The sequence below is a fragment of the Bradyrhizobium sp. genome, assembly GCF_030646015.1.
Classification (GTDB): Bacteria; Pseudomonadota; Alphaproteobacteria; order Rhizobiales; family Xanthobacteraceae; genus Bradyrhizobium.
Genome location: NZ_JAUSLT010000068.1, coordinates 1 through 26,262, shown reverse-complemented (window position 1 = coordinate 26,262; position 26,262 = coordinate 1). Strand labels below are relative to the sequence as shown.

The 26,262-nt window shown below is 63.9% G+C and carries 22 protein-coding genes; 14 read left to right on the top strand and 8 right to left on the bottom strand.

Translation table 11 applies throughout. The annotated features are described in order from the left end of the window. The first annotated feature begins 162 nt into the window (after positions 1 to 162). The 9 genes from Q7T45_RS09890 to Q7T45_RS09850 all read left to right on the top strand — a co-directional run bounded on the left by Q7T45_RS09890 (position 163) and on the right by Q7T45_RS09850 (position 11,346). Positions 163 to 2,493, top strand: a complete 2,331-nt coding sequence (locus tag Q7T45_RS09890; RefSeq protein WP_304870209.1) for a bifunctional diguanylate cyclase/phosphodiesterase — start codon at positions 163 to 165, stop codon at positions 2,491 to 2,493. A 191-nt stretch (positions 2,494 to 2,684) separates the two neighbouring features. Continuing rightward, positions 2,685 to 3,437 (top strand): hypothetical protein, encoded by a 753-nt coding sequence (locus Q7T45_RS09885; protein ID WP_304870206.1) that lies wholly within the window; start codon positions 2,685 to 2,687, stop codon positions 3,435 to 3,437. 311 nt (positions 3,438 to 3,748) lie between these two features. Further along, positions 3,749 to 4,243 (top strand): peptidoglycan-associated lipoprotein Pal, encoded by a 495-nt coding sequence (gene pal / locus Q7T45_RS09880; protein WP_304739611.1) that lies wholly within the window; start codon positions 3,749 to 3,751, stop codon positions 4,241 to 4,243. A gap of 158 nt (positions 4,244 to 4,401) precedes the next feature. Further along, entirely contained in the window at positions 4,402 to 5,409 is a 1,008-nt protein-coding gene (gene ybgF, locus Q7T45_RS09875) for a tol-pal system protein YbgF (RefSeq protein ID WP_304870204.1), read from the top strand. Between the two features lie 50 nt (positions 5,410 to 5,459). After that, on the top strand, positions 5,460 to 6,539 hold the full coding sequence (tilS, locus tag Q7T45_RS09870) for a tRNA lysidine(34) synthetase TilS (protein ID WP_304870283.1): 1,080 nt from the start codon (positions 5,460 to 5,462) through the stop codon (positions 6,537 to 6,539). 258 nt (positions 6,540 to 6,797) lie between these two features. Beyond that, positions 6,798 to 8,720, top strand: a complete 1,923-nt coding sequence (ftsH, locus tag Q7T45_RS09865; protein WP_304870202.1) for an ATP-dependent zinc metalloprotease FtsH — start codon at positions 6,798 to 6,800, stop codon at positions 8,718 to 8,720. A 90-nt stretch (positions 8,721 to 8,810) separates the two neighbouring features. Further along, on the top strand, positions 8,811 to 8,993 hold the full coding sequence (locus tag Q7T45_RS09860; protein WP_304870200.1) for a hypothetical protein: 183 nt from the start codon (positions 8,811 to 8,813) through the stop codon (positions 8,991 to 8,993). A 261-nt stretch (positions 8,994 to 9,254) separates the two neighbouring features. After that, positions 9,255 to 10,478: a glycosyltransferase family 87 protein gene (locus Q7T45_RS09855; protein WP_304870198.1), complete on the top strand. Its 1,224-nt coding sequence runs from the start codon at positions 9,255 to 9,257 to the stop codon at positions 10,476 to 10,478. Between the two features lie 193 nt (positions 10,479 to 10,671). Continuing rightward, complete coding sequence (locus Q7T45_RS09850; protein ID WP_304870196.1) at positions 10,672 to 11,346, top strand: TetR/AcrR family transcriptional regulator; 675 nt, start codon at positions 10,672 to 10,674, stop codon at positions 11,344 to 11,346. A 1,083-nt stretch (positions 11,347 to 12,429) separates the two neighbouring features. Here Q7T45_RS09850 and Q7T45_RS09845 read toward each other — a convergent pair. The 3 genes from Q7T45_RS09845 to Q7T45_RS09835 form a co-directional block, all read right to left on the bottom strand. Beyond that, positions 12,430 to 13,647: a S9 family peptidase gene (locus tag Q7T45_RS09845; RefSeq protein ID WP_304870194.1), complete on the bottom strand. Its 1,218-nt coding sequence runs from the start codon at positions 13,645 to 13,647 to the stop codon at positions 12,430 to 12,432. A gap of 101 nt (positions 13,648 to 13,748) precedes the next feature. Further along, positions 13,749 to 15,185, bottom strand: a complete 1,437-nt coding sequence (gene pyk, locus Q7T45_RS09840; protein ID WP_304870192.1) for a pyruvate kinase — start codon at positions 15,183 to 15,185, stop codon at positions 13,749 to 13,751. Continuing rightward, complete coding sequence (locus Q7T45_RS09835; protein ID WP_304870190.1) at positions 15,182 to 15,778, bottom strand: DUF1036 domain-containing protein; 597 nt, start codon at positions 15,776 to 15,778, stop codon at positions 15,182 to 15,184. The genes pyk and Q7T45_RS09835 overlap by 4 nt, the downstream gene beginning before the upstream one ends. A gap of 187 nt (positions 15,779 to 15,965) precedes the next feature. Here Q7T45_RS09835 and Q7T45_RS09830 point away from each other — a divergent pair, with 187 nt between their 5' ends. After that, the gene (locus Q7T45_RS09830; RefSeq protein ID WP_304870188.1) at positions 15,966 to 16,265 is read left to right on the top strand and encodes a DUF1244 domain-containing protein; all 300 of its coding nucleotides are present in this window, start codon (positions 15,966 to 15,968) and stop codon (positions 16,263 to 16,265) included. Between the two features lie 284 nt (positions 16,266 to 16,549). Further along, entirely contained in the window at positions 16,550 to 16,822 is a 273-nt protein-coding gene (locus tag Q7T45_RS09825) for a DUF2312 domain-containing protein (RefSeq protein WP_304739596.1), read from the top strand. Positions 16,823 to 17,011: 189 nt separating this feature from the next. Here the strand turns inward: Q7T45_RS09825 and Q7T45_RS09820 are convergent, their stop codons facing one another. The 5 genes from Q7T45_RS09820 to Q7T45_RS09800 all read right to left on the bottom strand — a co-directional run bounded on the left by Q7T45_RS09820 (position 17,012) and on the right by Q7T45_RS09800 (position 24,049). Further along, positions 17,012 to 18,607 carry a DUF882 domain-containing protein gene (locus tag Q7T45_RS09820; protein ID WP_304870186.1) on the bottom strand — a complete coding sequence of 532 codons (1,596 nt, stop codon included), beginning with the start codon at positions 18,605 to 18,607 and terminating at the stop codon, positions 17,012 to 17,014. Between the two features lie 268 nt (positions 18,608 to 18,875). Next, a complete protein-coding gene (locus Q7T45_RS09815; RefSeq protein ID WP_304870184.1) occupies positions 18,876 to 20,972 on the bottom strand; it encodes a murein L,D-transpeptidase in 2,097 nt (698 codons plus the stop codon). Between the two features lie 413 nt (positions 20,973 to 21,385). Continuing rightward, positions 21,386 to 22,900: a sigma-54 dependent transcriptional regulator gene (locus Q7T45_RS09810; RefSeq protein WP_304870183.1), complete on the bottom strand. Its 1,515-nt coding sequence runs from the start codon at positions 22,898 to 22,900 to the stop codon at positions 21,386 to 21,388. Between the two features lie 101 nt (positions 22,901 to 23,001). Further along, on the bottom strand, positions 23,002 to 23,640 hold the full coding sequence (locus tag Q7T45_RS09805; RefSeq protein ID WP_304870181.1) for a TerC family protein: 639 nt from the start codon (positions 23,638 to 23,640) through the stop codon (positions 23,002 to 23,004). Positions 23,641 to 23,758: 118 nt separating this feature from the next. Next, on the bottom strand, positions 23,759 to 24,049 hold the full coding sequence (locus Q7T45_RS09800) for a hypothetical protein (RefSeq protein ID WP_304870179.1): 291 nt from the start codon (positions 24,047 to 24,049) through the stop codon (positions 23,759 to 23,761). Between the two features lie 128 nt (positions 24,050 to 24,177). On the opposite strand from Q7T45_RS09800, the gene Q7T45_RS09795 reads away from it, so the two are divergent. From Q7T45_RS09795 to Q7T45_RS09785, 3 genes are all read left to right on the top strand, one after another. Further along, entirely contained in the window at positions 24,178 to 24,510 is a 333-nt protein-coding gene (locus Q7T45_RS09795; RefSeq protein WP_304870177.1) for a helix-turn-helix domain-containing protein, read from the top strand. 35 nt (positions 24,511 to 24,545) lie between these two features. Continuing rightward, complete coding sequence (locus Q7T45_RS09790; protein ID WP_304870175.1) at positions 24,546 to 24,953, top strand: hypothetical protein; 408 nt, start codon at positions 24,546 to 24,548, stop codon at positions 24,951 to 24,953. A gap of 27 nt (positions 24,954 to 24,980) precedes the next feature. Next, on the top strand, positions 24,981 to 26,262 hold a 1,282-nt coding region (locus Q7T45_RS09785; RefSeq protein ID WP_304870174.1), incomplete at its 3' end, for a M3 family oligoendopeptidase.

Here is a 26,262-nt window from a genome sequence, read left to right as displayed (position 1 = left end):
TCGGCGCCCGTCAATCGGCAAAGCTTGCCTAGCTTGCTGAATTAGCGGGCAGATTCTTGTTTTGGCCAGGCCGAGAAAACGTTCCGGTAACGATATTCCCTCAGAAAGGCTTCATCTGCGACGGGTAGAACTACGCGCTGAAATAGGACGCATGCACGCCCGATGCAGTTGGCAACCGAAAGCAGAAGCCTCGATCACAACATGTCGCCGTCGACTTACGCGGCGCTGATCGATTCGCTTTTTCAGAATCCCGCACCGTTGTTCGCTGGCGCCATCATGGTGGCCGGCGCCGCGGTCATGACGGCCCTCAAGACAGAAGTAGCTCTGCTCTGGCCATGCGTCGTGTTTCTGATCGCATCCGGAGCTGCCCGTGCGGTCGATATGCACTGGTACAAGACCCGCAGGTCGATGCTCACCGCCGACGAAGCCGCGCGTTGGGAAGCGCGCTATCAGATCGGAGCGATGGTCTATGCCATCGCGCTCGGAACGTGGTGCGCGGTCGCCTTGCTGTTCAGCGATGATGCCGTGGCGCACATGATCTGCGTGACCGTCACGACGGGATATGTGGCGGCGGGTGCCGGCCGGACCTACGGACGGCCGTGGATTTTCCATGTGCAGATTGCACTCGCCTGCGGGCCGACGGCGATCGCGCTGGCGCTCAAGGGCACTCCCTATTACATCGGCATGGCGGTCGTCAGCGCGGTGTTCTTCCTGGCGCTGAAGCAGATCTCGACCAATCTGCAGCGGATCTTCGTTCAGGCGCTGGTGGCGCGCGAACGCGAGGCGGCGCTGGCCGGCCAGTTCGACACCGCCCTGAACAACATGCCCCATGGCCTGTGCATGTTCGCCGCCGACGGGCGGCTTGCCGTCATGAATCACCGCTTCAGCGAAATGATGAACCTGTCCGACGACCTGGTGCAGCGCGGCGCCGGCGCGCGCGACATCATCGCCGCCTGCGTCAGCGGCGGATCGATCTCGGCGGCGAGCGGAAGGATGATCCTCTCGGAAATCGAGAATACGCAGGCCAGGGATATCATCACCGCCGATCCCGACATCGCCAGAAGCCGGTCGCTGTCCTGGACATTCCAGCCGATGGCGGGCGGCGGCGCCGTCGTGCTGCTCGAAGACATCACCGAGCGGCGCAACGCCGAAGCCAGGATCAGCCACCTGGCGCGTTACGACGAGCTGACCGCGCTTCCCAACCGGGTCAATTTCCGCGACGAGATCGGCCGCTTGCTGGCCATACGGCACGATGCCGAGCAGTTGTCGGCGTTGCTGTTCATCGACCTCGACCAGTTCAAGCAGGTCAACGACACCCTGGGTCATCCGTGCGGCGACCAGCTGTTGTGCGCGGTCGCCGACCGGCTGCGCGCCATGCTGCGCCCGGAGGATTTCGTGGCCCGCTTCGGCGGCGACGAATTCGTGGTGTTCCAGCAGAACCTCAAATCCACCGAGGAAGCCGCGGTTCTGGCCCGGCGGATCGTCGAGCATCTGAGCGAGCGCTACAAGATCGACAATCATCTGGTCGAGATCGGCGCCAGCATCGGCATCGCGATGACGGGTCCCGGCGTCAGCGCCGATACGCTGCTGAAGAACGCCGACATGGCGCTTTATCGGGCCAAGGCGGACGGCCGCGGAACCTTCTGCTTCTTCCGCGACGAGATGGCGCAAACCGTCGAGGCGCGCCGCATCCTGGAACTCGACCTGCGCAAGGCGCTGGCCAACGAGGAATTCGAGCTGTTCTACCAGCCGCTGGTCAATCTCAAATCGGGGCGGATCGCGACCTGCGAAGCGCTGCTGCGCTGGAATCATCCAGTTCGCGGCACGGTGTCCCCGATCGATATCATTCCGGTCGCCGAGGACATGGGCCTGATCGTCGACCTCGGCCGCTGGATCCTGCGCAAGGCCTGCATGGAATGCATGAAATGGCCCGATGCCGTCAGCGTCGCGGTCAATTTCTCGCCGCAGCAGTTCCATCAGCGCGACGTGCTGAGCGAGGTTCGCTACGCGCTCGAGGTCTCCGGCCTGCCGGCGGACCGTCTCGAAATCGAGATCACCGAATCCTCGCTGCTGCGCAACACCCAGCTGACCCATGACGTGCTGTCGCAGCTGCACGCGCTCGGCGTGCGGATCTCGCTGGACGATTTCGGCACCGGCTATTCGAGCCTGAGCTACCTGCATAATTTCCCGCTGCAGAAGGTCAAGATCGACCGGTCCTTCCTGCAAGGCATCGATACCGACCGCCCGCTGACGCTGCTGCGCGGCGTGGCGCGGCTTTCCGCCGATCTCGGAATGTCCGTCGTGGTCGAGGGCATCGAGACCAACGAACAGCTGGAGCTGATCAGCGCTGACGGCACCGTGACCGAGGCGCAGGGCTACCTGTTCAGCCGGCCGGTGCCGGCGATGCGGGTCCGCCAGTTGCTCAATGCCTCGCACGGCCGCCGCCTGCCGGACGACCAGGTACTGGTGCTGCCGTCACGGTCGATTGCCTGAAGACGCCGACCCGCCTGCGGGCGGAATTTCCACTGGCCTGCGCGATAGGGCCCGATGATTAAAATGCCACAGGTTAACCCTAACCCCGTGATGGCTTTGCATTTCGTTAAGAAGCTGTTAATCTTTTTTCATACGCGCAGAAGTTGCCGCAAACCTGCGCAACGTTGCTGGGAAGTTGTATGGAGTATCCAATGAGGTCCACGGCCGAGCGAGCCATCGTGCCCAGTGGACGTAGTCTGGATCTGGTAGACCAGGTCGATTATCGGCTGGCGACGACACCGCAGGAAAAGGAAGCGATTTATAATCTTCGCTACCGGGCCTATCTGCGCGAGGGCGCGATCAGGCCATCGGCCGACGAACGTGTGGTCGATCAATTCGAGGACGCTCCCAACGCCTGGACATTCGGCGTTTATTTTCATGGCGAGCTCTACAGTTCAATCCGCATCAGCGTACTGACGTCGGAATGGCGGATGTCGCCGTCGGTCGAGCTTTTCGGGGACGTTCTTCATCCGAGGCTGGATAAGGGCGAAATCTTCATTGATTCGACCCGGTTCGTCGCTGATCCCGACAAGGCGAGAAATTTTCCGGAACTTCCCTATGTGACGGTCAGGCTGGGTTCGATGGCCGGGGTTTACTTCCACGCCGACTACGGGCTGGCCATCGTTCGTCCCGAGCATCAGGCGTTCTACCACCGGGTGTTTCTGCAGGAAACCTGGTGTGAGCCGCGATTGTACCCGGGTCTCGTGAAGCCGGTCGGATTGATGGCTGCGCATTTGCCGACGGTGCGTGAACGGGTCCTGGCCCGGTATCCGTTTCTGCGTTCAAGCGCTTTCGAGCGGCGGATGCTGTTCGAACGCGCCGGCGAGCATCAATCGCCGCCGGCGGATGTCTCCCCGTCCGAAGGTACCTCGCTGGTCCCGCAGTCCTGCCGGGTCGGCAGCTAGAACCCGATCCGGCTTCGCTGAATCGGAGGCGGCCGGGGTCGGTTCCCGTCCGCTGCGCGTCCTTCCGCGCCCCCCAGTCGGTCGGACTGGATGCCCTGCTGGCTGAAAAGCAGGTGATCGCGGTTGCGCCCCCGGGCACCCTTCACCGTCGCGCCACATTTACAAATCATTAACTATCCGGGTTGCTTTTCGCGGTTTGCCGGCATTTGATCCGATCCGGCAACACCTCATCAAGGTTGACGGAACGTTCGCTTAACCATCGCCCTGTAGACCGGATAACAGTTGGAAAACGTGAGCGCGGAGGCTCCGGAATGATACATCAGATGCGCATTCTGCAGGGATTGAAGCTGGCCGCGGTGCTCGCGGTGGCGCTGTCGATGGGCGCCTGCGCCAACAAGAACCCGCTTGGCGCCGACGGCGCGATGGCGAGCGCCGCGACGCCGGGCAGCCAGCAGGACTTCGTGGTCAATGTCGGCGACCGCGTATTCTTCGAGAGCGACCAGACCGAATTGTCGCCGCAGGCGATCGCCACCCTGGAAAAGCAGGCGCGCTGGCTGCAGAGCTATAACCGCTACGCCTTCACCATCGAGGGCCACGCCGACGAGCGCGGCACCCGCGAATACAACATCGCGCTCGGCGCGCGGCGCGCCCAGTCGGTTCGCACCTTCCTTGCCTCGCGCGGCATCGAGGCGAGCCGGATGCGAACCATCTCCTACGGCAAGGAGCGCCCGGTCGCGGTCTGCAACGACATCTCGTGCTGGTCGCAGAACCGCCGCGCCGTCACGGTGTTGAACGCCAGCTCCTAAAAGCATTGGCTTGTCGCAAAGTCCTTCCGGCGCCCATTGGGCGCCGGTTTCGTTTTGGCGGGTGCTCCTGCCGGTCGTTTGTTTCAGTCACAATTCTGTCGTACTCCCTCTCTCAATGTGTTTCGCTTTCGATGTCACGCCGATCTCGTCAGGCCAAAATGTCATCCAGAATTCATGGAATTACCCGCGCCGTGGCGATTGCCGCGATGCTCGCGCTGTCGTCACCCGCTTGGGCGCAGCAGTCCGATGATGCCGATGCGGAGTTGCGAATCCAGCAGCTGGAGAACCGGCTGCGCCAGCTCACCGGCCAGAACGAGGAGTTGCAGTACCGCAACCGGCAGCTCGAGGAGCGGCTGAGGGCGCTGCAGGGTGGTGCGCAGGCAGCCCCCGGCGGACCGCCCGCCGCAGCCCCGCCCAATATCGCTGCGCAGCCTGCTCCGGCACCGCTCCGGCAGCCCCAGATCCAACCGGGTCCGCAGATTGCGGCGCCGGCGCCGATCGTGCAGGAGCCCCCGCAAGGCGGGCCGCCGGCGTCAGGCCGGCGCCGTGGCGATGCCTTCGACCCCAGCCAGAATCCCAATGCTCCGGGCGCACCGCAGGCGCTTGGCGGCGGCCAGCTGCCGATTCCTGCCGAGGGCCCGGTCGGCGCTCCCGGCGGCCGCGGGGCGGGGGAGCCGCTCGATCTCGCCAACACCGGCGGGCCGCGCAATCCGGCCGGCGTCTTGCCGCCGCCGTCGCGCGCCCCCGGCGCGGGGGCCGGGCTGACCACCCTGCCGCCATCCGCGACCCCGAAGGACGAGTTCGATCTCGGCATCGGTTATATGCAGCGCAAGGACTATGCGCTCGCCGAAGAGACCATGCGCAACTTCGCGCAGAAATATCCCAGCGATCCCCTGATGGCGGATTCGCAGTACTGGCTCGGCGAGAGTTTCTTCCAGCGCCAGCTCTATCGCGACGCCGCGGAATCCTTCCTCGCGGTGACCACCAAATTCGATAAATCGGGCAAGGCCCCGGACGCCCTGCTGCGGCTCGGCCAATCGCTGGCGGCCCTGAAGGAGAAGGAAGCCGCCTGTGCGGCGCTCGGCGAGGTGACGCGAAAATACCCCCGCGCCTCGGGTAGCGTCAAAACGGCGGTGGACCGCGAGCAGAAGCGGAATAAGTGCTAACCTCGGTTGCTCGGGTCTGCCATCAGGCCTCGATATCAGCCGGCGGCGCCATGCCCGACGACGACAATGATCCGATTTCGGCGAGGGACGCGAAGCTGCTGTTCGCGGACTGGAAGACCGCGCCGGCACTTCTGCTCGCGGTTTCCGGCGGCCCCGATTCAATCGCCCTGATGTGGCTGGCGGCGCGCTGGCGCCGCAGTCTGACGCGTGGTCCGCGGCTTGTTGCCGTCACGGTCGATCATGGCTTGCGCGCCGAGGCCGCCGCCGAGGCACGTGAGGTGAAGCGGCTGGCGCGTACGCTCGAGCTGGAGCATCGCACGCTGCGCTGGACCGGTCCGAAGCCTGTGGCCGGATTGCCGGCCGCGGCAAGATCGGCGCGCTACCGACTGCTGGCGAAGGCGGCGCGGCAGAGCGGCGCCACCCACATCCTCACCGCCCATACCCGTGACGATCAGGCCGAAACGCTGCTGATGCGCATGCTGCGCGGCAGCGGCATCGCCGGCCTTTCGGCCATGGCGCGGCAATCGGAGCGCGACGGCGTATGGCTGGCGCGCCCCTTTCTGGACGTTTCGAAATCGCGGCTGATCGTCACGCTCCAGAAGGCGAAGGTCGGCTTTGCCGACGATCCGACCAACCGCGACCCGCACTTCACCCGTCCGCGGCTGCGCGCCCTGATGCCCGCGCTCGCCGCCGAGGGCGGCGATCCGCGCAATCTGGCGCGGCTGGCCGCGAGGCTGGCCCGGGCCAACGCCGCGGTGGAAGTACTGACCGATGGCGCCGAGCGCTATCTCGCGTTGACGGACCGCGACGCTCCGGGTTCCCCATTCAGTGCCCGGTTCCTTGATGCGCAGTCTTTTGATGCCATGGCCTTTGCCGCCATGCCGGAAGAAATCCGGCTTCGGCTGCTGAAGCGCGCGATTGATCGATTCGGTCATGAGGGAGCGGCGGAACTCGGCAAGGTCGAAGCCCTGCTGGCGGCGTTGGACCGAGCCATGGCGGAACGGCCCGGACTTGGCCGACGACTTGGCCGACAGAGGCTGAAACAGACCCTTGCCGGCGCGCTGGTCAGCCTGATCGGCGGCCGGATTCGGGTCGAACCGGCGCCCGCACGCCGCCGCCGGACGGAATGACGTCCGGATCGAACCCCTGCTGGCGGTCTGATGGGTCCGATGGAGTCTTAACCACCCCGGAAAACACCGGTTTCACCGCCATTATTTGCGCGGGAATCTGGCTAACATGCGTTAAATAGTCCTGTCTGGTTCCCTTGGCATTGACCGGGGCGACACCTAGATTGGAATGCAGCGGACCGGGAGATTCCCGGGTGCCGGCCTCAAGAACAATACCCAAGGACATAAGGCCGCGATCCGCGCGACCACGAAGGAAGATCGATGAACGCCAATCTGCGCAATTTCGCCCTCTGGGTAATTATTGTTTTGCTGTTGTTGGCACTGTTTACGCTCTTCCAGAATCCTGGTCAGCGCGCTGCCTCGCAGGAAATCACCTTCTCGCAGCTGTTGAGCGAGGTCGATCAGAACAAGGTTCGCGACGTCGTCATCCAGGGGCCGGATATCCACGGCACCTTCACCAACGGGTCGGCTTTCCAGACCTATGCGCCGAACGACCCGACGCTGGTCAAGCGTTTGTATGATGCCAAGGTGAACGTTTCCGCCAAACCGCCGGGCGACAACGTGCCATGGTTCGTGTCGCTGCTGGTCTCCTGGCTGCCATTCATCGCGCTGATCGGCGTCTGGGTGTTCCTGTCGCGGCAGATGCAGGGCGGCGCCGGCAAGGCGATGGGCTTCGGCAAGTCGCGCGCCAAGATGCTGACCGAGGCGCATGGCCGCGTCACCTTCGAGGATGTCGCCGGCGTCGACGAGGCCAAGCAGGACCTGCAGGAGATCGTCGAATTCCTGCGCGACCCCGGCAAATATCAACGGCTGGGCGGACGGATTCCGCGCGGCGTGCTGCTGGTCGGCCCTCCCGGCACCGGCAAGACGCTGATCGCGCGCGCGGTGGCCGGCGAAGCCAACGTGCCGTTCTTCACCATCTCGGGTTCGGACTTCGTCGAAATGTTCGTCGGCGTCGGCGCCTCTCGTGTGCGTGACATGTTCGAACAGGCCAAGAAGAATGCGCCCTGCATCATCTTCATCGACGAAATCGACGCGGTCGGCCGCCATCGCGGCGCCGGTCTCGGCGGCGGCAATGACGAGCGCGAGCAGACCCTGAACCAGTTGCTGGTCGAGATGGACGGCTTTGAGGCCAACGAGGGCGTGATCCTGATCGCCGCGACCAACCGGCCGGACGTGCTCGATCCCGCGCTGCTGCGCCCGGGCCGTTTCGACCGCCAGGTGGTGGTGCCGAATCCGGATGTCGTCGGCCGCGAACAGATCCTCAAGGTTCACGTCCGCAAGGTGCCGCTGGCGCCGGATATCAACCTGAAGACCATCGCCCGCGGCACGCCCGGTTTCTCCGGCGCCGACCTGATGAACCTCGTCAACGAAGCGGCCCTCACCGCCGCGCGCCGCAACAAGCGCATGGTGACCCAGTCCGAGTTCGAAGAGGCCAAGGACAAGGTCATGATGGGCGCCGAGCGCAAGTCGCTGGTGATGACCGAAGAAGAGAAGATGCTGACCGCCTATCACGAGGGTGGCCACGCCATCGTCGGCCTCAACGTCATTGCGACCGATCCGATCCACAAGGCCACGATCATTCCGCGCGGCCGTGCGCTCGGCATGGTGATGCAGCTGCCCGAGCGCGACAAGCTGTCGATGTCGCGGGAGCAGATGACCTCGCGGCTGGCCAGCATGATGGGCGGACGCGTGGCGGAAGAACTGATCTTCGGCCGTGAGAAGGTCACGTCGGGCGCTTCGTCCGACATCGAGCAGGCCACCAGGCTGGCGCGGATGATGGTGACGCGCTGGGGCCTGTCGGAAGAACTCGGCACCGTGTCCTATGGCGAGAACCAGGACGAGGTATTCCTCGGCATGTCGGTATCGCGGACCCAGAATGCTTCGGAAGCCACGGTTCAGAAGATCGACACCGAGATCCGGCGCTTCGTCGAAGAGGGCTACAAGGAAGCGACCCGCATTCTCACCGAGAAGCGGGCCGACCTCGAGGCCCTGGCCAAGGGCCTGCTCGAATTCGAAACCCTGAGCGGCGACGAAATTCAGGACCTGCTTCAGGGCAAGAAGCCGAACCGCGAGTCGGTGCTGGAGCCGACCACGCCGCGCACTTCGGCGGTGCCGCCGGCCGGCAAGCCGCGCCCGCGTCCCGATCCGGACGCCGGGCTGGAGCCGCAGCCGCAGGCGTGATGCGGCGCATCTGCTATCGATTGATTTGGAAACGGGCGCATCATGCGCCCGTTTTCTTGTGTGAATGCTCGCGTCGTGGGGGAGCTCGCCATGTCCGTCGTTGAATGCGATGTCCCGCCCGCCAGCGCTCTGAGCCGGCACCTGGCCGGCAATGCCTATTTTCACGATTCATACCGTGCGCCGCTGTTGCGTCCGGACCTTGCAATCGTCGATCTGTTCTTTGCCCTGTTCGGGCATACGCCGCTCTACGGCGGCGCGCTGAGTTGGGAGTGAGGGGCTCTGCCGAAATCCCTCAACGAGTCGTCCCGGCCTCCGAGCCGGGACCCATACTCCGTGCCGGTGCGATTGGAATACGGTGTTGAGGCATCTGTGCGAGGCGATAGGCCGGTGGCTATGGTCCCGGCCCGGAGGCCGGAACGACAGGGTAATTCTCATCACCACCACCCAAAACCTTAAGATTTCTTAACGGCTGTCGGCCTATTGGTGGAGAACGCGCGCGTCGCGAAGGCTGCGGGCGTGCGCAAGGGATCTCGCATGGCCACGCCCGTATCCGTCCCGACCGTTCCAAGCGAGCACAGTGCGATCCCGCCCGCGCTGCTGAACGTCTGTTTCGCGCTCGCCGTCATCAACCTTTCGTTTTTCCCGACCGCGTATCTGGCCAACTGGTGGATCTATGATTCCGCCGGCCTCGGCATCCCGACCGATTTCGTCAACGTCTGGGCAGCGGGCCGGCTGGCGCTCGATGGTCATCCTGCGCAGGCCTGGGACTGGAATATTCAGAAGCAGGTCGAAGTGGCGCTGCTCGGCCAGACTTTTACCGGCTATTTTGCCTGGCATTATCCTCCGCCCTTCCTGTTCGTCGCCAGCCTGCTGGCGCATTTTCCCTACGCCGTGGCGTTCATCGGCTGGGCGCTGGCAAGCCTCGTACCCTATCTCGCCATGATGCGCGCGATCGTCGGGCGGCCCTTCGGCCTGTTGCTGGCGGTGGCGGTGCCGATGGCGTTCAACAATGTGCTGGTCGGCCAGAATGGTTTTCTGACCGCGGCGCTGATCGGCGGCACGCTTTACCTGATGCCGGTGCGGCCGATTCTGTCAGGCATTTGCCTTGGGCTGCTCAGCTACAAGCCGCAATACGGTTTGCTGTTTCCGCTGGTGCTGATCGCGGCGTCGCAATGGACGGTGTTCTTCACCGCCGCGATCGTGACCATCGCGATGGCCGTTGCATCGTGGCTCGCCTTCGGCACCGAGAGCTGGCAGGCGTTCTTCCACTGGATGCCGATGTTCTCACAGGCGTTCCTCACCGAAGGCAAGGCGCCGTGGTGGAAGATGCAGAGCCTGTTCGCGCTGGTGCGCACCTTCGGCGGCACCGAAGCGCTGGCCTGGATATTCCACTGGATCTTTGCGGGCTCGGTGGCGGTGGTGCTGGCGCTGATGTGGCGGAGCCGGGTGCGCTATTCCGTGAAGGCCGCCGCCCTTGCGACCGGCACCTTGCTGACCACGCCATACCTCTTCATGTACGACATGATGGTGCTGGCGATACCGGTCGCGTTCCTGGTGCGTATGGGATTGTCGAGCGGCTTTCTCGTCTGGGAGCTTCCGGCGCTGGCCTGCGCGCTGGCCATGATCGCGGGCTTCATCCTCACCGGCGTGCCGCTCGGCTTCGGCGCCACGCTGATCGTGGCGGCTCTCGTCCTGCGCCGTGCCAGCCTGTGGCGGCGGCCTGAGCCGGCACCCTCGATGGTGTCGGCCGCCACCTGACCTGATCGCGGGCGATCGAGGCGGGCGCTTCCGCCTGCATTCTGAATCCCGAACTTTGACCCTTGTCATCAGGCCTGAATAGTTGTTCAGTTCTTCAAAGCGGTTTGTGCCAAACTGCTCAAAACAACTGAAGACGCACGCGTTTTGCCGAGCCCGGTTTGGCCGGCAGGGCGCCCGGGACGAGAAACGCGCCATGGTCTATCGGCGAACCCATCAGGTGGTGAAGCGGCTGGCGGCGCGGCGCAGCGCCATCCTGGCGGCGGCGCGGGATGCCGCCGCCGAGGGCGGCATGGCCGCGGTGCAGATCGCGCCCGTGGCGATCCGCGCCAATGTCGCGGCCGGCACCGTCTATCGCTACTTCCCCTCCAAGGCCGATCTGATTTCCGAATTGATCGCCGACGTCTCGCGCGACGAACTGGCGGCGATCCGCCGCGCCGCGGACGCGGCTCCCGGCCCGTCGTCGGCGCTGGCCGCCGCCGTCACCACCGTCGCGGTGCATGTGCTGTCGCAGCGCAAGCTCGCCTGGGGCATTTTGGCCGAGCCGGTCGATGTCGACGTCACCGCGTCGCGCCTCGCCAGCCGGCGCGAGATCGCCGGCGAGATTGCTGGCCGAATCGACGCCGCGGTGCGCGCCGGGCATCTGCCGGCGCAGGACACCGCGCTGGCCGCCACCGCGCTGCTCGGCGCGCTGCATGAATCGCTGGTCGGGCCGCTGGCGCCAGACAACACCGATGATTCCGGAAAGCTGCGCGACGCCGTGCAAACCGTGACGCTGCTCGCGCTGCGCGCCGTCGGTGTGATGGACGCCCGCGCCCGCGGCCTCGTGGTGCAGGCGGTGCTGCCGGCGAAGGCGCTGGTCGGGGCTTAGGAAAAATCGCAAAACTGTAGGGCGGGCAAAGCGTCTGCCGTAGCTCGAAGAGCGAAGGCGGACGCGTGCCCACATCTTCGTTCAACACACGTCAATGGTGGGCACGGCGCGAAGAGCGCGCCTTTGTCCACCCTGCGAAGTAACGAAAACGACCCGACGGGCAAATAACTTCTGTTTATCGGAAATCAAAGTCAAGCCCTCGAAACAAAAATATTTTGCTTAACACGTCGGGCAAATCACCCGTAGTGATTCGCCCGTCCCACCCGACAAGGGGCGTTGCGCACGTCACGAACGCGCGGTGGGATGCGATGGACGCGACAGCGTCGGGCGCGCAAGGGATCGCAGGGCGGATTGAACTCCGTGAGCGATGATCCGGCGCACAGACGGACGGCGCTGCTAACTGTCTTCGACGAAACCCGCATGATGGGCGCGAGGTCCGGCGGGAGCTTTGGCGAGACGGGCGCGGACGGCGAAATCGTGTGGTCCTGACGCCCCCATGCTGGCGTCAAGTCGTGTGGAGATGCATCCGGCCCAACCGGGCGTGATGCATCTGCGATCCGCACGGCGACGGTGGCAATAGTGCAAGGCTCACCGGGGAGATCACGAATAAGCCGTAACCCACCGTGCAGGGAAAGCCGGATGATCCGGTTCACCTGTGGTCTACTCGTGCACTCTATGTGCACGACCGCGGGTGCAATCGGCGCCCGGCTTTCCCTGCGCCCTTCTTTCTTGAGAAGGGTGAAGTTGATGCAAACCTCGGGCGCATCGCGTCGCGAGAATGCGGACGTGTATCGGCGCGATGTTTGAAATTTTGAATCCTGAATGCGCGGCGATCCCGCTTACCCTCCCCTGGAGGGGGAGGGTCGACGCGACTGAAAGGAGCGGCGGGGTGGGGTGACGGTCTCTCATATCGAACGGTGCGTGCGTTGCGAGACTGTCACCCCACCCCGTTTCGCATTTCGCTGCGCTCAACGCGAGCCGACCCTCCCCCTCCAGGGGAGGGTGAAGACCGGTGCCGCCACGCAACTCACATATCCGCGTCGCTGACCGGGCCGATCGCGGCTCTCCTAATGCGGGCCGGATCTAGAGGGCGTCGAACCAGTTCTTCCATTGCGGCACCGCGCGGGCGAAGGTGCCGCGGTGGCTGGTCTCCCCGGTCGAAACCGCTTCGACCTGCGGGTTACCGTTTCCGATCGCCCGTTGATAGGTCATCGCCAGTTGTCCCAAGCCGATGCTGATGGCCTCGTCGGCCTCACCGTAATAATTCCGGACCGGCGACTTGATGAGCCAACGGTAGGCCTCGGTCTGCGCCACCAGTCGGCCATAGGCTGACGCCGCGAAGAACTGCGGATCGAAATATTCGGTCCGTATCAGCTTGCGAAGGTCGGTCGGAACGTCGGCGGCCTCGAAAGGCTGCCGCTCATACGCCTTGCGCGAGACGTCGTAATAGGCGTCGTTGAGGAGAGAACGCGCCAGGCCCGGCACACCGTAATAGTGCTCGAAGGCGAACGACGACAGGATAAACAGGGTGGGCACCCAGGCCGCATCGTTCTTCCTCGGGAAATTGAGAAAGCCGTTCAGCGCGACGAAAACGTCGACGGGCGCGCTCGCCGTGGCGGCCGCCTGCACGGTCACGCCGGCGCTTTCGAGCTTCTGCAGGAATGCCATGGTGACGAACCCGCCCTGTGACCAACCGGCGAGGAAGAGTTTGGTACTGTCCAGTCTCAAATGGCCCAGGACGGCCCGGCTTGCGGTCAGGAGGTCATAGCTGGCCTGTTGATGACTCGCCTTCACCATGTAGCCTTCGGGCTCGTCAGACAGGCCGAGGCCGAAATAATCGGCGCCGATCAAGAGATATCCCTGTCCCGCGAACTGCGCGATCATCAGTTGGGTTTCCGGCGATTGCTCTGCAAAGGACGGGACCTGCTGCTTTCCGTACACAGTCCCGTGCTGATAGGAGACCATCGGGAAGGTCGTGTCCTTGGTGTCGGGAACGGCGAGGAGTCCAGTGGCGACGGTCGGCTTGTTGCCGCGCTCCGGGACCACCGAGGAATAGGTGACCCGGTAGAGCCGGACTGCATTGCGGGCCGGCGTGTAGGTTACCGGGATGCCGGAGAATTTCGGCGTATCGGTCTGGAGGATCTGGTTCAGGCGACCGATATCCCAGCGGTCCAGGAATTCGTACGTCACTCCGGATGCGATCTGGATCGGGCCCTTGTCCTGTGCCCGCGAACCCGTAGAAATCAGAGTGATCGCAAATAGCAGTGCGAAGCCAGAGTTGCGAATGACGGACCGCATCATGTTCTCCAGGGGAAACTGGCTTTGCCGCCAGGGTGGCGATGGGAATCGCTCATGCAGGCTTCTGGGTACCGGCGGTAGGTAAAGATTGGGTGTGGCGTCCCTCACATATCCGCGTCGCCGTCCGGGCCGACCGAGGCGATGCGCAGCATGTTGGTGGTGCCGGGCGAACGCAGCGGCACGCCGGCGACGATGATGACGCGCTGGCCGGCTCTGGCAAAACCGTCGCGAAACGCAATCGAGCCGGCGCGGCTGACCATGTCGTCGAGATCCTGCGCGTCTTCGGCGACCACGCAATGCACGCCCCACACCAGCGACAGCTTGCGTCCGGTCGCCAGATTCGGCGTGATCGCGACCACCGGCGGTTTCGGCCGCTCGCGCGCGACCCGCAGCGCGGTCGAGCCCGAACTGGTCCAGCAGATGATCGCCGACAGGTCCAGCGTTTCGGCGATCTGCCGCGCGGCATCGGCGATGGCGTCGCCGACGGTCGGCTCCGGCTCGGCGCGCTGCGCATTGAGCACGCCGCGATAGGTCGGGTCGCGCTCCACTTCCTCGCCGATCCGGTTCATGGTCGAGACCGCCTCGACCGGAAACTTGCCGGCCGCCGATTCCGCCGACAGCATGATGGCGTCGGCGCCTTCATAGACGGCGGTAGCGACGTCGGAGACCTCGGCGCGGGTCGGCACCGGGCTCTGGATCATCGATTCCAGCATTTGCGTCGCGACCACCACCGGCTTGCCGGCGCGCCGCGCCATCCGGGTCATCTGTTTCTGCAGGCTCGGCACCCGCTCCAGCGGCAGTTCGACGCCGAGATCGCCGCGCGCCACCATCAGCGCGTCGGAAGCCTCGATGATCTCCGGCAGCCGGTCGATCGCCTGCGGCTTTTCGATTTTCGCCATCACCGCGGCACGGCCGCGGATCATTTTCTTGGCCTCGAGCACGTCCTCGGCGCGCTGCACGAAGGACAGTGCGACCCAGTCGATTCCGGTCACCAATGCGGCGTCGAGGTCCGCGCGATCCTTCGGCGTCATCGCCGAGACGGGAAGATCCGTGTCGGGCAGGCTGACGCCCTTGCGGTCCGACATCCTGCCGCCGATCACGACGCGGGTGACGGCGCGCTCCGGCGAGGTTTCTTCGGCGATCAAGCGGACCTTGCCGTCATCGAGCAGCAGCGCGTGGCCCGGCCGCAGCGCGGCCAGAATTTCCGGATGCGGAAGGTGGACACGGGTGTTGTCGCCCGGGGCCTTGCTGGAATCGAGCACGAAGCTTTCGCCGTTCTTGAGCTGGATCGCGCCTTCGGTGAATGATCCCAGGCGAAGTTTCGGGCCCTGCAGATCGACCAGGATGCCGATCGGGCGGCCATAGCTGCTCTCGACGTTGCGAATGGTCTTGACCAGTTCGCGCATGGTGTCGTGCGAGGTGTGGCTCATATTGATGCGGAACAGGTCGGCGCCGGCCTCGAACAGCTTGCGGATCATCGCGCTGTCGGAAGAGGCGGGGCCAAGCGTTGCCAGGATCTTGATGCGGCGAAGGCGTCTCATTGTTTGCTTCCAGGCGCCGGCGGCAGACCAGGCGCGCCCGGAGGCGGCCCGCCCGGCGAATTCGGCATCCCTTGAAAGCCACCGGGGCCGCCGGGGCCAACCGTTCCCGGCATCCCCGGCAAACGCGGCGCGGGGGTTTCGTTGGATTCGGTCAGTTGCACGGTCCAGGCGCGCTGCTCGCCGGTGTCGACCTCGAAGAACCCGGTGCGGTCAAATCCGCGCGCCAGGCAATTTTCGGTGCCCTTGATGGTGAATTCCTTGTCGCGCGAACACATGAATGCCTGTCCCGACCACTCGCCGCCGCGGTCGTAATCGAGCGCGTAGATATAATAGAAGCGTGCGACAAGCGTGCCGCGCAGCAGGGTTTCGCAGCTCCGCGAGGACACGTTCCACCAGCCTTCGGTGGTCCAGCCCTCGGCATCCTTGTAGCCGAGCGCAATGCCGACCCGGCTGGAGGTATTGTTGCAGAGACGAAAATCCGCCGCCGCCGAACCGTTCCACAGGCATGTCACCGCAAGCACCAGCGCCGGGATCAGACCGGCGGTCAGGCGAGCGGGAAGGGAATGCCGACGGTGGGAATCGCTTGCGATCATTTAGTGAAGCTATATCAGTTCCTTGATGATTTCGCGTAGGCCATCGGCAGCTGTCAACGCCGGCAGCTGCCGTTTTGGGCATTGGAGCCGAAATTCGGCCTCAAGTTCCCCCTTTGCGCTGCGATATGGTAAAATCTGTGACAACTCCCACCTTATGACAATATCACCCTGGGGAAGAGACGCGGCCATGGCCATCGACGACAAAACCAGAACGGAACTCGAGGCGGCGGCCTTTCGGCGCCTGGTCGAGCATCTGCGCGGGCGCACCGACGTCCAGAACATCGATCTGATGAATCTGGCGGGTTTCTGCCGCAACTGCCTGTCGAACTGGCTGAAGGAAGAAGCCGACGCCAAGGGCGCCGCCATGACCAGGGACGAGAGCCGCGAGGCGGTCTACGGCATGCCCTACGAGACCTGGAAGGCGACCCATCAGGGCCCCGCCACGCCCGAGCAACTCGCGGCGATGAAAAAGAGCCATAGCCACTGAGTCGAAATCCGTAGCCCGGATGGAGACGGCGGGTCGGCGAAGCGCCGAGCCGATGGCGCAATCCGGGGCCAGCCTCACGTTCATTCCCGGATTACGCTTCGCTCCATCCGGGCTACGGGCCGAACGCGCATGCGGGGGTCTTTCTCCTGTGGGCGCGCTGTGGATGAGCGCGATGTTGCCTTGACGCAAGCCACCGCACTCATGAGGGTCATTCCGGAATGCGGTGCGTGGAAAGCGTGCGGCGCTCTCTCACACCTCAACATCAGTTCATTCAGGAGTACCCGATGGCCACCCCAGCCGCTGCCGTCCAGGACGAGCCCGCGACCAAATTCGCCAAAGACCAGCTCAAGGCCATCATCGAGCGCATCGAACGGCTGGAAGAGGAAAAGAAGACCATCGCCGACGATATCCGCGACGTCTATGCCGAGGCCAAGGGCAACGGCTTCGACGTCAAGGCGCTGCGCACCATCGTGCGCATGCGCAAGCAGGACGCCAATGAGCGGGCGGAAGAAGAAACCATCCTGGAAACCTACCTGCAGGCGCTGGGAATGCTGTGAGGCGCCAACGCCTCTCAGCTCGTCGCCCCTGCGAACGCAGGGCCCATAATCCGCGGCCTTCGTAAATGACATGAGATATCTGACGCCGTGCTCCAACGAGAGGGCACGGCGTATGGGTCCTCGCGTTCGCGAGGACGACATCGAATATGTTGAAGCGTTTGAGTGCTCGACAGGACTGCTAAGTCGAACTTATCGCAGCGCGGCGGTTCGCATCACGAACGACTGGGTAGCCAGCCTGGCGGTGGCCGATCCGGTAAAGCGGTCGCAGATCAGTCCCAGCTGCGGATCGTCCGAGAAGCTCATCGCGACGATGGCCTGCGGCTTGACGAAATGGGCGCGCATCACGGTCATGTCGGAATCGCCGAGCACGGTCGCGGACATCGAGGTGCTGGCGCTTGGCGCCAGGATCATGACCCGCATCCAGACGTCATTATTGCCCTTGGCAGCGGCCATTCGGGTCGCGGTCGCAACCACGCTCGGCTGGCCCTGCGGTCCCTTGGCGACCACCGTATCGATCGTCGGGGCGACCAGCGGGTTGCGGGCCGGGCGGGCGCTGCGGGGGATCGGCGCGCTGGCTGCGACGATATTGGCGCGGTCGACCGGCGAGGAGGCCGCCGGCGCGTAGGCCAGCGCCTTCTTGAAGGCTTCGGTGACGCTGGCGGTCGCCTGCGGATCGGCTGAATTGACGGCGTTGCGGGCGCTGATGGCGGCGATCTGTGCCGGCGTGGCCTGCTTCGGCGCGGCATCCCAGAAGCCGCGGGCATTGATGATGTCGGCCGGCGTCTGCGGCTTGGCTTCGCCCTTGTCAGCCGCGGCGGCCTGCTTCGGCTTTGAGGGCTGTGCGATCTGGGCGTCGGCCGAGGCCAGCTGGAACGTCGAACCGACAGGCTTTGCGCGCGGCATCGGAACCGGGTCGGCGGACTTTTCAGCGGACTTGGCGGGCGCGGCTGCGGCCATCACGCTAACAGGCGAAGGCTTTCCGCGGACGGCGGGGGCGCTGGCGCCCTCGTCATCCTCGTCGTTCGACTTGCTCCGGAACAAGGCGGCGAACAGGCCGGGCTTGCTCTTGCCGGAGACTTCATCGCCGGTTCCACGCTTTTCGATGTCGGCCAGCGCCAGTTCATAGCCCTTGAGCGGCTTGCCGTTGGAAGGAACATGCACGGTGCGGCCGTCGGGAAACACCCGGGCCAGCTGGTCGTGGTTCATGCGCGGCCAGTGCCGGATGCTGCCGGTATCGAGGTGGACGAACGGCGATCCGGAGGTTGGATAGAACCCGACGCCGCCGCGCTGCAGGCGAAGCCCGGCGGTGCGGACCTGCTCGAGCGGCACTTCCGGAATGAAGAAATCGATGGCGTGGCCGAGCACGTGCTGGCTGTTGCGGGCCACTCCCGAGGAGCGGCGGCGGAGCATCGAGTTGGTGGCGGGGGAGCGGTAGGAGGAGATGATGTTGATGGGCTTCTTGCCGTCGACGTCGCGGTAGACTTCCCAGAGGATGTCGAACAGCCGACGGTCCATCGTGGTCTGTTCCTGGCTGCGCCAGTCGCGGAGGAAGTGATTGAGTTTCTTCAGCGCTTCTTCGTCATAGCGCCCGTCGCGCTTGAAGGTGACGGTGACAGCTTCATCGGAATGGGTGTGGTGGAACGAGAGGGTGCGGGTTTCATTCAGCGCGGTCGCGTCCTGGACAGCGCCGGCGCCGGCCAGCAGCAACAAGCATGTCAGGCCGGCGTGACAGCCGGCTTTCGGGAACGACAGCGAGTTGAATTGGCGTGCGAAACCAGACAGCACGTATGAGCCCACCCAGAGGACAACCGAACGAGGAACCCTTTCGCTACCCCATGTGGCGAAAGAGGGTTAATGCAGACTTAACGCTGGGTGGGTTATTTGAGATTTTAGTCCCACCCCCCAAGTAGGCATAACCTAACCCGTCGAGTGTGGCGAAAAAGTGCCCGCAGCTTTAATCGGGGTGGAGAATGGTTAACGTAAACGATCTCGCCCATCAGACGAGATCGTTGATATTGTTCCAGAATTTACTCAAACCGGCGAAATCCGGGAATTAACGGGTGATCACCCGACGCTGCTGCTGCCGGCCGACGGGGGCGGGGGGTGTCGCCGCGCCGCCGAACAGCCGCTCGAAGAACGAAGGGCCGGAATTGTCGTTGAAGGCGACGTTGGAGGGCAGCGACGAGCCGCTCGGCCGGCCATAGCTCGGATTGGCGTGGGCGACGACGTTCTCCAGATCCCTGGTCCCGTTGTTCTTGAGCAGCGGCATCATCTTGGCGTCGCGGCCGTAGACATCCTTGCGGAATTGCAGCTTGCCGGCGTCGTCCACGAACGCCGTCTGATAGGTGATGTGGACCGGGACCGGGGTCGAGAAATTGAGGTTGGTCTCGCCGCGGCCATACATGCCGCGGATTCTCTCCGGGGTGTATTTTTCATTCGGCATCACGATGTTGAGCAACGTCGAGGCGTACTGATCCGGATTTTGCACCCGCATGCAGCCGTGGCTGAAGGCGCGCTCTTCCTTGGCGAACAGATGCTTGTCCGGGGTATCGTGCTGATAGACCAGGAACTTGTTCGGGAAGTTGAAACGAATGCGGCCGAGCGCATTGGCTTCGCCGGGCGGCTGCGAAATGCGGATGCTGCCATCACGCGCGCGTTCCATCTTCAGGCCCATGCGTTGCAGCACGGTCGGATCCTGCTGCAGCGCCGGCAGGTATTCGTTGTAGATGATCGACGGCGGCACGTTCCAGGTCGGATTGACGGTGATGAACTTCATCGTCTCGGTCAGCATCGGCGTGGCGTGGTTGCCCGGCTTGCCGGTCACCACGCGGGTGGTCCAGACCTCGCCGCCGCCCTGCATCACCTTGAGCGTGAAGTCGGGCACATTGAGGATCACGTAGGCATTGTTGAGCGCCGGCGCGCCGAGCTGGCGCGGCAGCCAGCGCAGGCGCTCCATGTTGACGATCACGGTGTCGATCTGGCGGTCACGCTTCGGGCTGTTGATGGCCTTGACGGTCCGGTCGTCGAGCACGCCGGTCGGCTTGAGGTCGGCGCCTTCCTGGAACTTGCGCACCGCTGCGGCGACCTTGGCGTCGTATTTGGTGTCGTCGGGGTTTTCGGTGATGCCGAGCTTGGCGCGCAGTTGCGGCACCCGCGGATCTTCCGGCGTCACCGCCGGCTGTTTCTTGGTGGCGGCCTTGAACGCGAGCGGCGCGCCTTCGGCGATCTGCATCACCGGTCCTTCGCCCTGGCCGCGCAGTTCGGCCAGCTTGGCCTTCAAATTCTTGTAGAGCTTGTGCGGAGGATTGTAGCTCTCGAGCGCGGCCGATGCGTCCCTGGCGGTCGTGACATTGGCCAGCACTTCGGCGGGGTCGGTCGGGTGTTCGGGATAGAGGATGTCGTACGAGACCTGCGACCAGTGCATGCGGCTGCTCTGGGCCTGGCGTGCGTAGTCCAGCATGCTGGCGGTAAGTTTCAGTTCGGCTTCCGCGAGCGCGTCGGGCGTTGCCGCCGCGGTGAAATCCGGCACCGGATAATCGGCCGCGTTCAGGCCTTCGGCGGCGGCATCCTTGAGCCGCGCGATGACGCCCTTGGCGCTGGCGGTCGCCGCGCCGCTTTGGGTCCACAGCGGGGCAAATTCGCGTGCCGCATAAAACTTCTCGACCGCGGCCCGTTCGCCCTTGCGATCGAAATAGCGCGACGCTTTCGCGCCCATCAATTCACGAAGCTTGTCGGCGACGGGCTGGTCTGCCGCCGGGACGCTGCTCGCGGCCTTGACCGGCTCGGGAGCCGGCGTTGCGGTGGCAGCAGCCGGAGGTGCGGCGGCGGGCGCGGTGACGACATCGGCAGGTTTGGGCTCGGCGGCTTTCTCCGCCGGCGTCGCGGCCGCGGTCTTAGGCTCCGCGGTCCTGGGCTCCGCCGCGTCGGGCAGCGTCGCGGTGGAATCCAGCTTGAAATCGCTGGCGGTCGGGGGCGGCACGTTGGCGGGTTCGGGACGCGGGATCGCCGCTTCGATCGCGAGTTCCGCGGCGCTGCTGCGGGTCGGACCGGCCTGCGCGAATGCCGAAGTTGCGGACACCGTGAGGAAGGTCGCCGCGACAGCCATCAGCACGCGGTCATAACCAGCACGGTTGGTCGAACGGTCACGCATCGTCACACCCCTTGGGCGAAACTGCCCCGGCATTGGAACAGTTCTTGAAAATTCCGGTACGGCATTCGTTCCGTACAGCTTCGCTAAAGCGCCGGCCTTGTTGTTCGGAAGCAACATTCAGCAACGTCATTGGTTCGTTTCTGAACGCATTCCGGATCTCTCCAGTGTTGCTACGCCTGCACGCAACGATTCATACGCAGACGGTACATGCGCCCCCTTGAAGCGGCCAGCGCCACGCGGGGCAACTCACGAGAAACTGACTTCAAAGCACCCCATTGGCAATGAATTGCGCGCTTTTGCCACGCTCTTTGCCTTTTGTCTGTCACCGCCAAGCAACGGTTCAAATGTTCCGGAACAGCGATGTCTGCGGTCTTGGCATCGCGGACACCGGATCGCCACAATCCAACTCCCGTTCAGCTTGCCTCGTCCGCGCTGCCGGATGCCGGATCGTCCGCGGCAGCCTCGTCGAGCTTGCGGTAGAGCGTCGAGCGGCCGATTTTCAATCGACGCGCCACCTCGGACATCTGGCCGCGGTAATGCGAGATTGCGAACCGGATGATCTCGCTTTCCATCTCCTCGAGCGGCCGCATTTCGCCCGCGCTTGTCAGCATCGCCAGGGTCCCGGCCGAAGGCAAGGGAGCGATTGGTATTTCACTACCGGAGATCATCGTGGGCACGGTCGAGTGGAAGGCGGGACCGACGATCAGGGGCTCGGCATGCTGGTTGTGCGCGTCGGGTGCAGACGCGGACTGCGCCGCGCTTACCGGAAAATCGGCCAGCCCGAGCTGGTCGTGGTCGCTCATGACGACGGCGCGATAGACCGCGTTCTCGAGCTGACGGATATTGCCGGGCCACTCCAGTTGCGACAGCTGCGCCATCGCCTCGCCGCTGATGCCGGTGATCGGGCGGTTTTCCTCGGCGCAGAACCTCGCCAGGAAATGCCGCAGCAGATGCGGGATGTCCTCGCGCCGCATCCGCAAGGGAGGAATCGTCAGCGGCAGCACGTGCAGCCGATAGAACAGGTCCTCGCGAAACTTGCCGTTCTTGACGTGGTCGAGCAGCTTGCGGTTGGTGGCCGAAATGATGCGGACGTCGACCTTGACGGGCTTGCGTCCGCCAACCGCCTCGACGGTGCCTTCCTGCAGCGCGCGCAGCAGCTTGACCTGCGCCGCCAGCGGCAATTCGCCGACTTCGTCGAGAAACAGCGTGCCGCCGGAGGCTTCGACGAATTTGCCCAGATGGCGTTCGGTGGCGCCGGTGAAGGCGCCCTTCTCGTGGCCGAACAGGATCGACTCCACGAGATTGTCGGGGATCGCGCCGCAATTGACGGCGACGAACGGCTTGGCCTTGCGCTCGCCGCTGCCATGGATGGCGCGCGCGAATAATTCCTTGCCGACGCCGGATTCGCCTTCGATCAGCACTGGAATGGTCGAGGCGGCGGCCTTCTGCGCGGTGCGCAGCACGCCGGCCATGGTTTCGCTGCGGGTGACGACATCGGCAAACGTCAGCCGGCCTTCCTTGGCGTGGCGGATGCGCTGCAGTTCGCCCTTCAGCGCGCTGGCGTTGAGGGCGTTGCGCAAGCTGACCTGCAGCCGCTCGACGCCGACCGGCTTGACCACGAAGTCCTGGGCGCCGGCGCGCATCGCCGACACCACATTGTCGATGCCGCCATGGGCGGTCTGCACGATGACGGGGATGTTGAGGCCGGCCTCACGGATTTTGGCCAGTACGCCCATGCCGTCGAGGCCGGGCATGACAAGATCGAGCACCACGGCGTCGATGGCCTGCGCGTCCGCTGCGGTCAGTGCCGCAATGGCGGCGTCGCCGCTGTCTACGACAACCGTTTCATAGCCGCATTTCTGCACCATGTTTTCGACCAGGCGGCGGGCTACCGCATCATCATCGGCAATCAGAATGGTCGCAGCCATGGCTTTTCCCCGCACGTTACGCTGTCTCGATTCGGGGCACTCTCGCCGATGCCGATTAACGCCTGCTTAATCGTTGGGGGACGGCATCGTTGGGGCAAAGGCTACGCGGTGAGGTGTGGCCAAACCTCCCGCACGCCGCGGTAGCACATGTCGATAGCTACATAGAGGATGATCAGAAGGCCGACGTAAGCCACCCAGCGGTGCTTTTCCAGAAGCCGGGCAATGAAGTTGGCGGCGAACCCCATCAGTGCGATGGAGAGGGCCAGGCCGAATATCAGTATCGTCGGATGCTCGCGCGCCGCGCCCGCGACCGCGAGGACGTTGTCCAGCGACATCGAGACGTCAGCAATGGTAATTTGCCATACGGCTTGACGAAGTGTCTTTTCATGGCTCCCGACAGATGTATCCATCGTACTTGCCGACGAAAGACTCTGCGTTTTGGGCTGATGATATGAGACATGCAACTCGCGCCACATCTTCCAGCATACCCACAGCAGCAGGACCCCGCCGGCGAGCAGCAGTCCGATGATCTGCAGGAGTTGAACCGTGATCGATGCAAAGCCAATGCGCAGGATCGTGGCGGCCAATATGCCAATAAGGATCGCCTTCTTGCGCTGACCCTCGGGGAGACCTGCGGCTGCAAGCCCGATGACGATCGCATTATCACCGGCAAGCACCAAGTCGATCATCACGACCTGGAAAAGCGCTGTCAGGGATTCCGAAGAGATTAATTCCAGCATGCGGGCCACTCCGTTGAAGTCCAATCCGACATCGCAGTTCGCTTGAACTGCCAGAGGGGCCCGGGCTTGGACGCGCAGAAAAAAACGACGCAGTCAGACTGCGCAAAATGCGTTCCCGTTATTCAGGTTGATCCGAGAGAGTGAAAAGCCTGACCATCTGGTCCGGCTCGATCAGAACGGAGAAGACAACGCCGATGAAGGTCAGGCTTCCGGCGAGGTCGAACCACATGATGCGGAACCGATCGCCCCGGCACAGCAACGCGAACCCGGCTGTCATTGCGGCAACGGCAAAGAAGAGTGTGACGATTGCCGGCGCCAGAGCATCCACCGGCACCACGTTCCGGATTCCCACGCTCGCGATCAGCGCCACGAGCAGGATGCCGGCAAACAACTCCTTGCCGCGGGCCAAGGGCGGCCGGGGACTCGTTTGAACAATCTGACTGCGGTCTAAGAAAACCATTTGTTCTTATTCGCGAGCTGAGATTGTGGTAGGTAACATCACCTACCCTGTAATTCAACTCAGATAGTTTAGTAATCATGAAACGAGCAAAACATCAAGATGTTTTCGCTGGACGGCCGCCGGGCAAGGCTGTGCCGGAAGCCAGGCAGTTGCGGAAACTGGCTGGGGATTGGCTCAAGTTGCGCAGGGCGGATGCCGAATTGTCGCAGGCAGATCTCGCTGCACGTCTTGGCTTGAAATATTACACGTTCATATCCCAGGTCGAGAACGGGTTCAGTCGAGTTCCAGCGGAAATCATGGGGGCATGGGCCAACGAATTGGGTATTGAACAGGCCGCCTTCGCTAGGCATCTGTTAATGTATTACGAGCCGGAATTGCACCGGTTATTGTTCGGAGCGGAAAGCAAATGAGTGTAGTTGCGTTCGAGCGCAAACCGGCCACCGGCGTGTGGAGCGAAAGCGAACTCAACACCATCGTCGTGGCATTGAGCGCCGCGCTCGCGCCGGCGAACGGTCGCGAATGGGAAACCGGCGCGACCGAAAGCGGCGACGCCCAGTTCTATCTGCTGGATTCGCTGCCGGATCAGGCTTGCGAATTGTGCGTGTCGCGGATCGGCGGGCGCTACATTCTCGAGGATGGATCGGGCCGGCTCCTGTTCGAACACCGAAGCCTGCCTTTGGTTGCGCAGCATGCAAGGGCGGCAATGAGTTCCCGCAGTTGGTCGCTTGTCGCACGTCTGGTGCTGTTGTCGTTTACGGTTCGGCACACGGTCCAGGAAAAGATCGAACCACTGCTCATCGAGGGTGAGGAACTGCTCGTCCATGTAGCGCCGCAACTTGCCGTTTTCGCCTGATCGTCCACGCCAACCCTGAAAGTATGCATGCCGACCAAGACCGCGCTTTCCCGTGCCAAGACATCCCGTAAACCAGGGCCGAGCAGGGGAGCCACCACGAAGGCGAATCGCAAGGCATCCGGCAGGTCGTCAACGCCAAGACTTCCGGAATGGAATCTGGCCGATCTCTATACCGGGATCGACGCGCCGGAAATCACCCGCGACCTGCAAAGGATGGATGCCGAGTGTGTCGCGTTTGAGACGGACTACAAGGGCAAGCTCGCGGAACGAACCGCCGGCGAAGGCGGCGGCGTATGGCTCGCCGAGGCGGTCAGGCGCTACGAGGCGATCGACGATGTCGCCGGGCGTCTTGGATCCTTTGCCGGGCTGGTTCACGCCGGTGACAGCGTCGATCCCGCGATCACCAAATTCTACGGCGACGTCTCGGAGCGGCTGACCAATGCGTCGGTGCATCTGTTGTTCTTCGCGCTCGAACTCAATCGCGTCGACGATGCGGTGATCGAACGCGCGATGGCTGTGCCGGAACTGGCGCATTATCGCCCGTGGCTGGAGGATCTGCGCAAGGAAAAGCCGTATCAGCTGGAGGATCGCCTCGAGCAGCTGTTTCATGAGAAATCCCAGACAGGTTACGGTGCCTTCAACCGGCTGTTCGACCAGACCATCTCAGGCCTGCGCTTCAGGGTCGCGGGCAAGGACCTCGCGATCGAGCCGACGCTGAACCTGCTGCAGGACCGCGCGCCCGAAAAGCGCAAGGCGGCAGGGCAGGCGCTGGCGAAAACCTTCAAGGCCAATGAGCGAACCTTCGCGCTGATCACCAACACGCTGGCCAAGGACAAGGAAATTTCCGACCGCTGGCGCGGCTTTGCCGATGTCGCGGATTCGCGTCACCTGAACAACCGCGTCGAGCGCGAGGTGGTCGATGCGCTGGTCAGTTCGGTGCGCGCTGCCTACCCAAAACTGTCGCATCGCTATTATCAGCTCAAGGCCGGCTGGTTCAAAAAGAAGAAACTGGCACATTGGGACCGCAATGCGCCGCTGCCGTTTGCCGCCACCGGCACGATCGACTGGCCCGAGGCGAGGCACATGGTACTGTCGGCCTACCGCGGCTTCTCGCCGGAAATGGCCGATATCGCCGAGCGGTTTTTCACCGATCGCTGGATCGATGCGCCGGTGCGGCCCGGCAAGGCGCCGGGCGCCTTCTCGCATCCGACCACGCCGTCGGCGCACCCTTACGTGCTGATGAACTATCAGGGCAAGCCGCGCGACGTGATGACGCTCGCCCATGAGCTCGGCCATGGCGTGCATCAGG

Bases quoted from the DNA above. Each gene is read 5' to 3' on its own strand.
- Q7T45_RS09890 (WP_304870209.1), top strand. From the start codon at position 163: ATGCAGTTGGCAACCGAAAGCAGAAGCCTCGATCACAACATGTCGCCG.
- Q7T45_RS09885 (WP_304870206.1), top strand. From the start codon at position 2,685: ATGAGGTCCACGGCCGAGCGAGCCATCGTGCCCAGTGGACGTAGTCTG.
- pal (WP_304739611.1), top strand. From the start codon at position 3,749: ATGATACATCAGATGCGCATTCTGCAGGGATTGAAGCTGGCCGCGGTG.
- ybgF (WP_304870204.1), top strand. From the start codon at position 4,402: ATGTCATCCAGAATTCATGGAATTACCCGCGCCGTGGCGATTGCCGCG.
- tilS (WP_304870283.1), top strand. From the start codon at position 5,460: ATGCCCGACGACGACAATGATCCGATTTCGGCGAGGGACGCGAAGCTG.
- ftsH (WP_304870202.1), top strand. From the start codon at position 6,798: ATGAACGCCAATCTGCGCAATTTCGCCCTCTGGGTAATTATTGTTTTG.
- Q7T45_RS09860 (WP_304870200.1), top strand. From the start codon at position 8,811: ATGTCCGTCGTTGAATGCGATGTCCCGCCCGCCAGCGCTCTGAGCCGG.
- Q7T45_RS09855 (WP_304870198.1), top strand. From the start codon at position 9,255: ATGGCCACGCCCGTATCCGTCCCGACCGTTCCAAGCGAGCACAGTGCG.
- Q7T45_RS09850 (WP_304870196.1), top strand. From the start codon at position 10,672: ATGGTCTATCGGCGAACCCATCAGGTGGTGAAGCGGCTGGCGGCGCGG.
- Q7T45_RS09845 (WP_304870194.1), bottom strand. From the start codon at position 13,647: ATGATGCGGTCCGTCATTCGCAACTCTGGCTTCGCACTGCTATTTGCG.
- pyk (WP_304870192.1), bottom strand. From the start codon at position 15,185: ATGAGACGCCTTCGCCGCATCAAGATCCTGGCAACGCTTGGCCCCGCC.
- Q7T45_RS09835 (WP_304870190.1), bottom strand. From the start codon at position 15,778: ATGATCGCAAGCGATTCCCACCGTCGGCATTCCCTTCCCGCTCGCCTG.
- Q7T45_RS09830 (WP_304870188.1), top strand. From the start codon at position 15,966: ATGGCCATCGACGACAAAACCAGAACGGAACTCGAGGCGGCGGCCTTT.
- Q7T45_RS09825 (WP_304739596.1), top strand. From the start codon at position 16,550: ATGGCCACCCCAGCCGCTGCCGTCCAGGACGAGCCCGCGACCAAATTC.
- Q7T45_RS09815 (WP_304870184.1), bottom strand. From the start codon at position 20,972: ATGCGTGACCGTTCGACCAACCGTGCTGGTTATGACCGCGTGCTGATG.
- Q7T45_RS09810 (WP_304870183.1), bottom strand. From the start codon at position 22,900: ATGGCTGCGACCATTCTGATTGCCGATGATGATGCGGTAGCCCGCCGC.
- Q7T45_RS09805 (WP_304870181.1), bottom strand. From the start codon at position 23,640: ATGCTGGAATTAATCTCTTCGGAATCCCTGACAGCGCTTTTCCAGGTC.
- Q7T45_RS09795 (WP_304870177.1), top strand. From the start codon at position 24,178: ATGAAACGAGCAAAACATCAAGATGTTTTCGCTGGACGGCCGCCGGGC.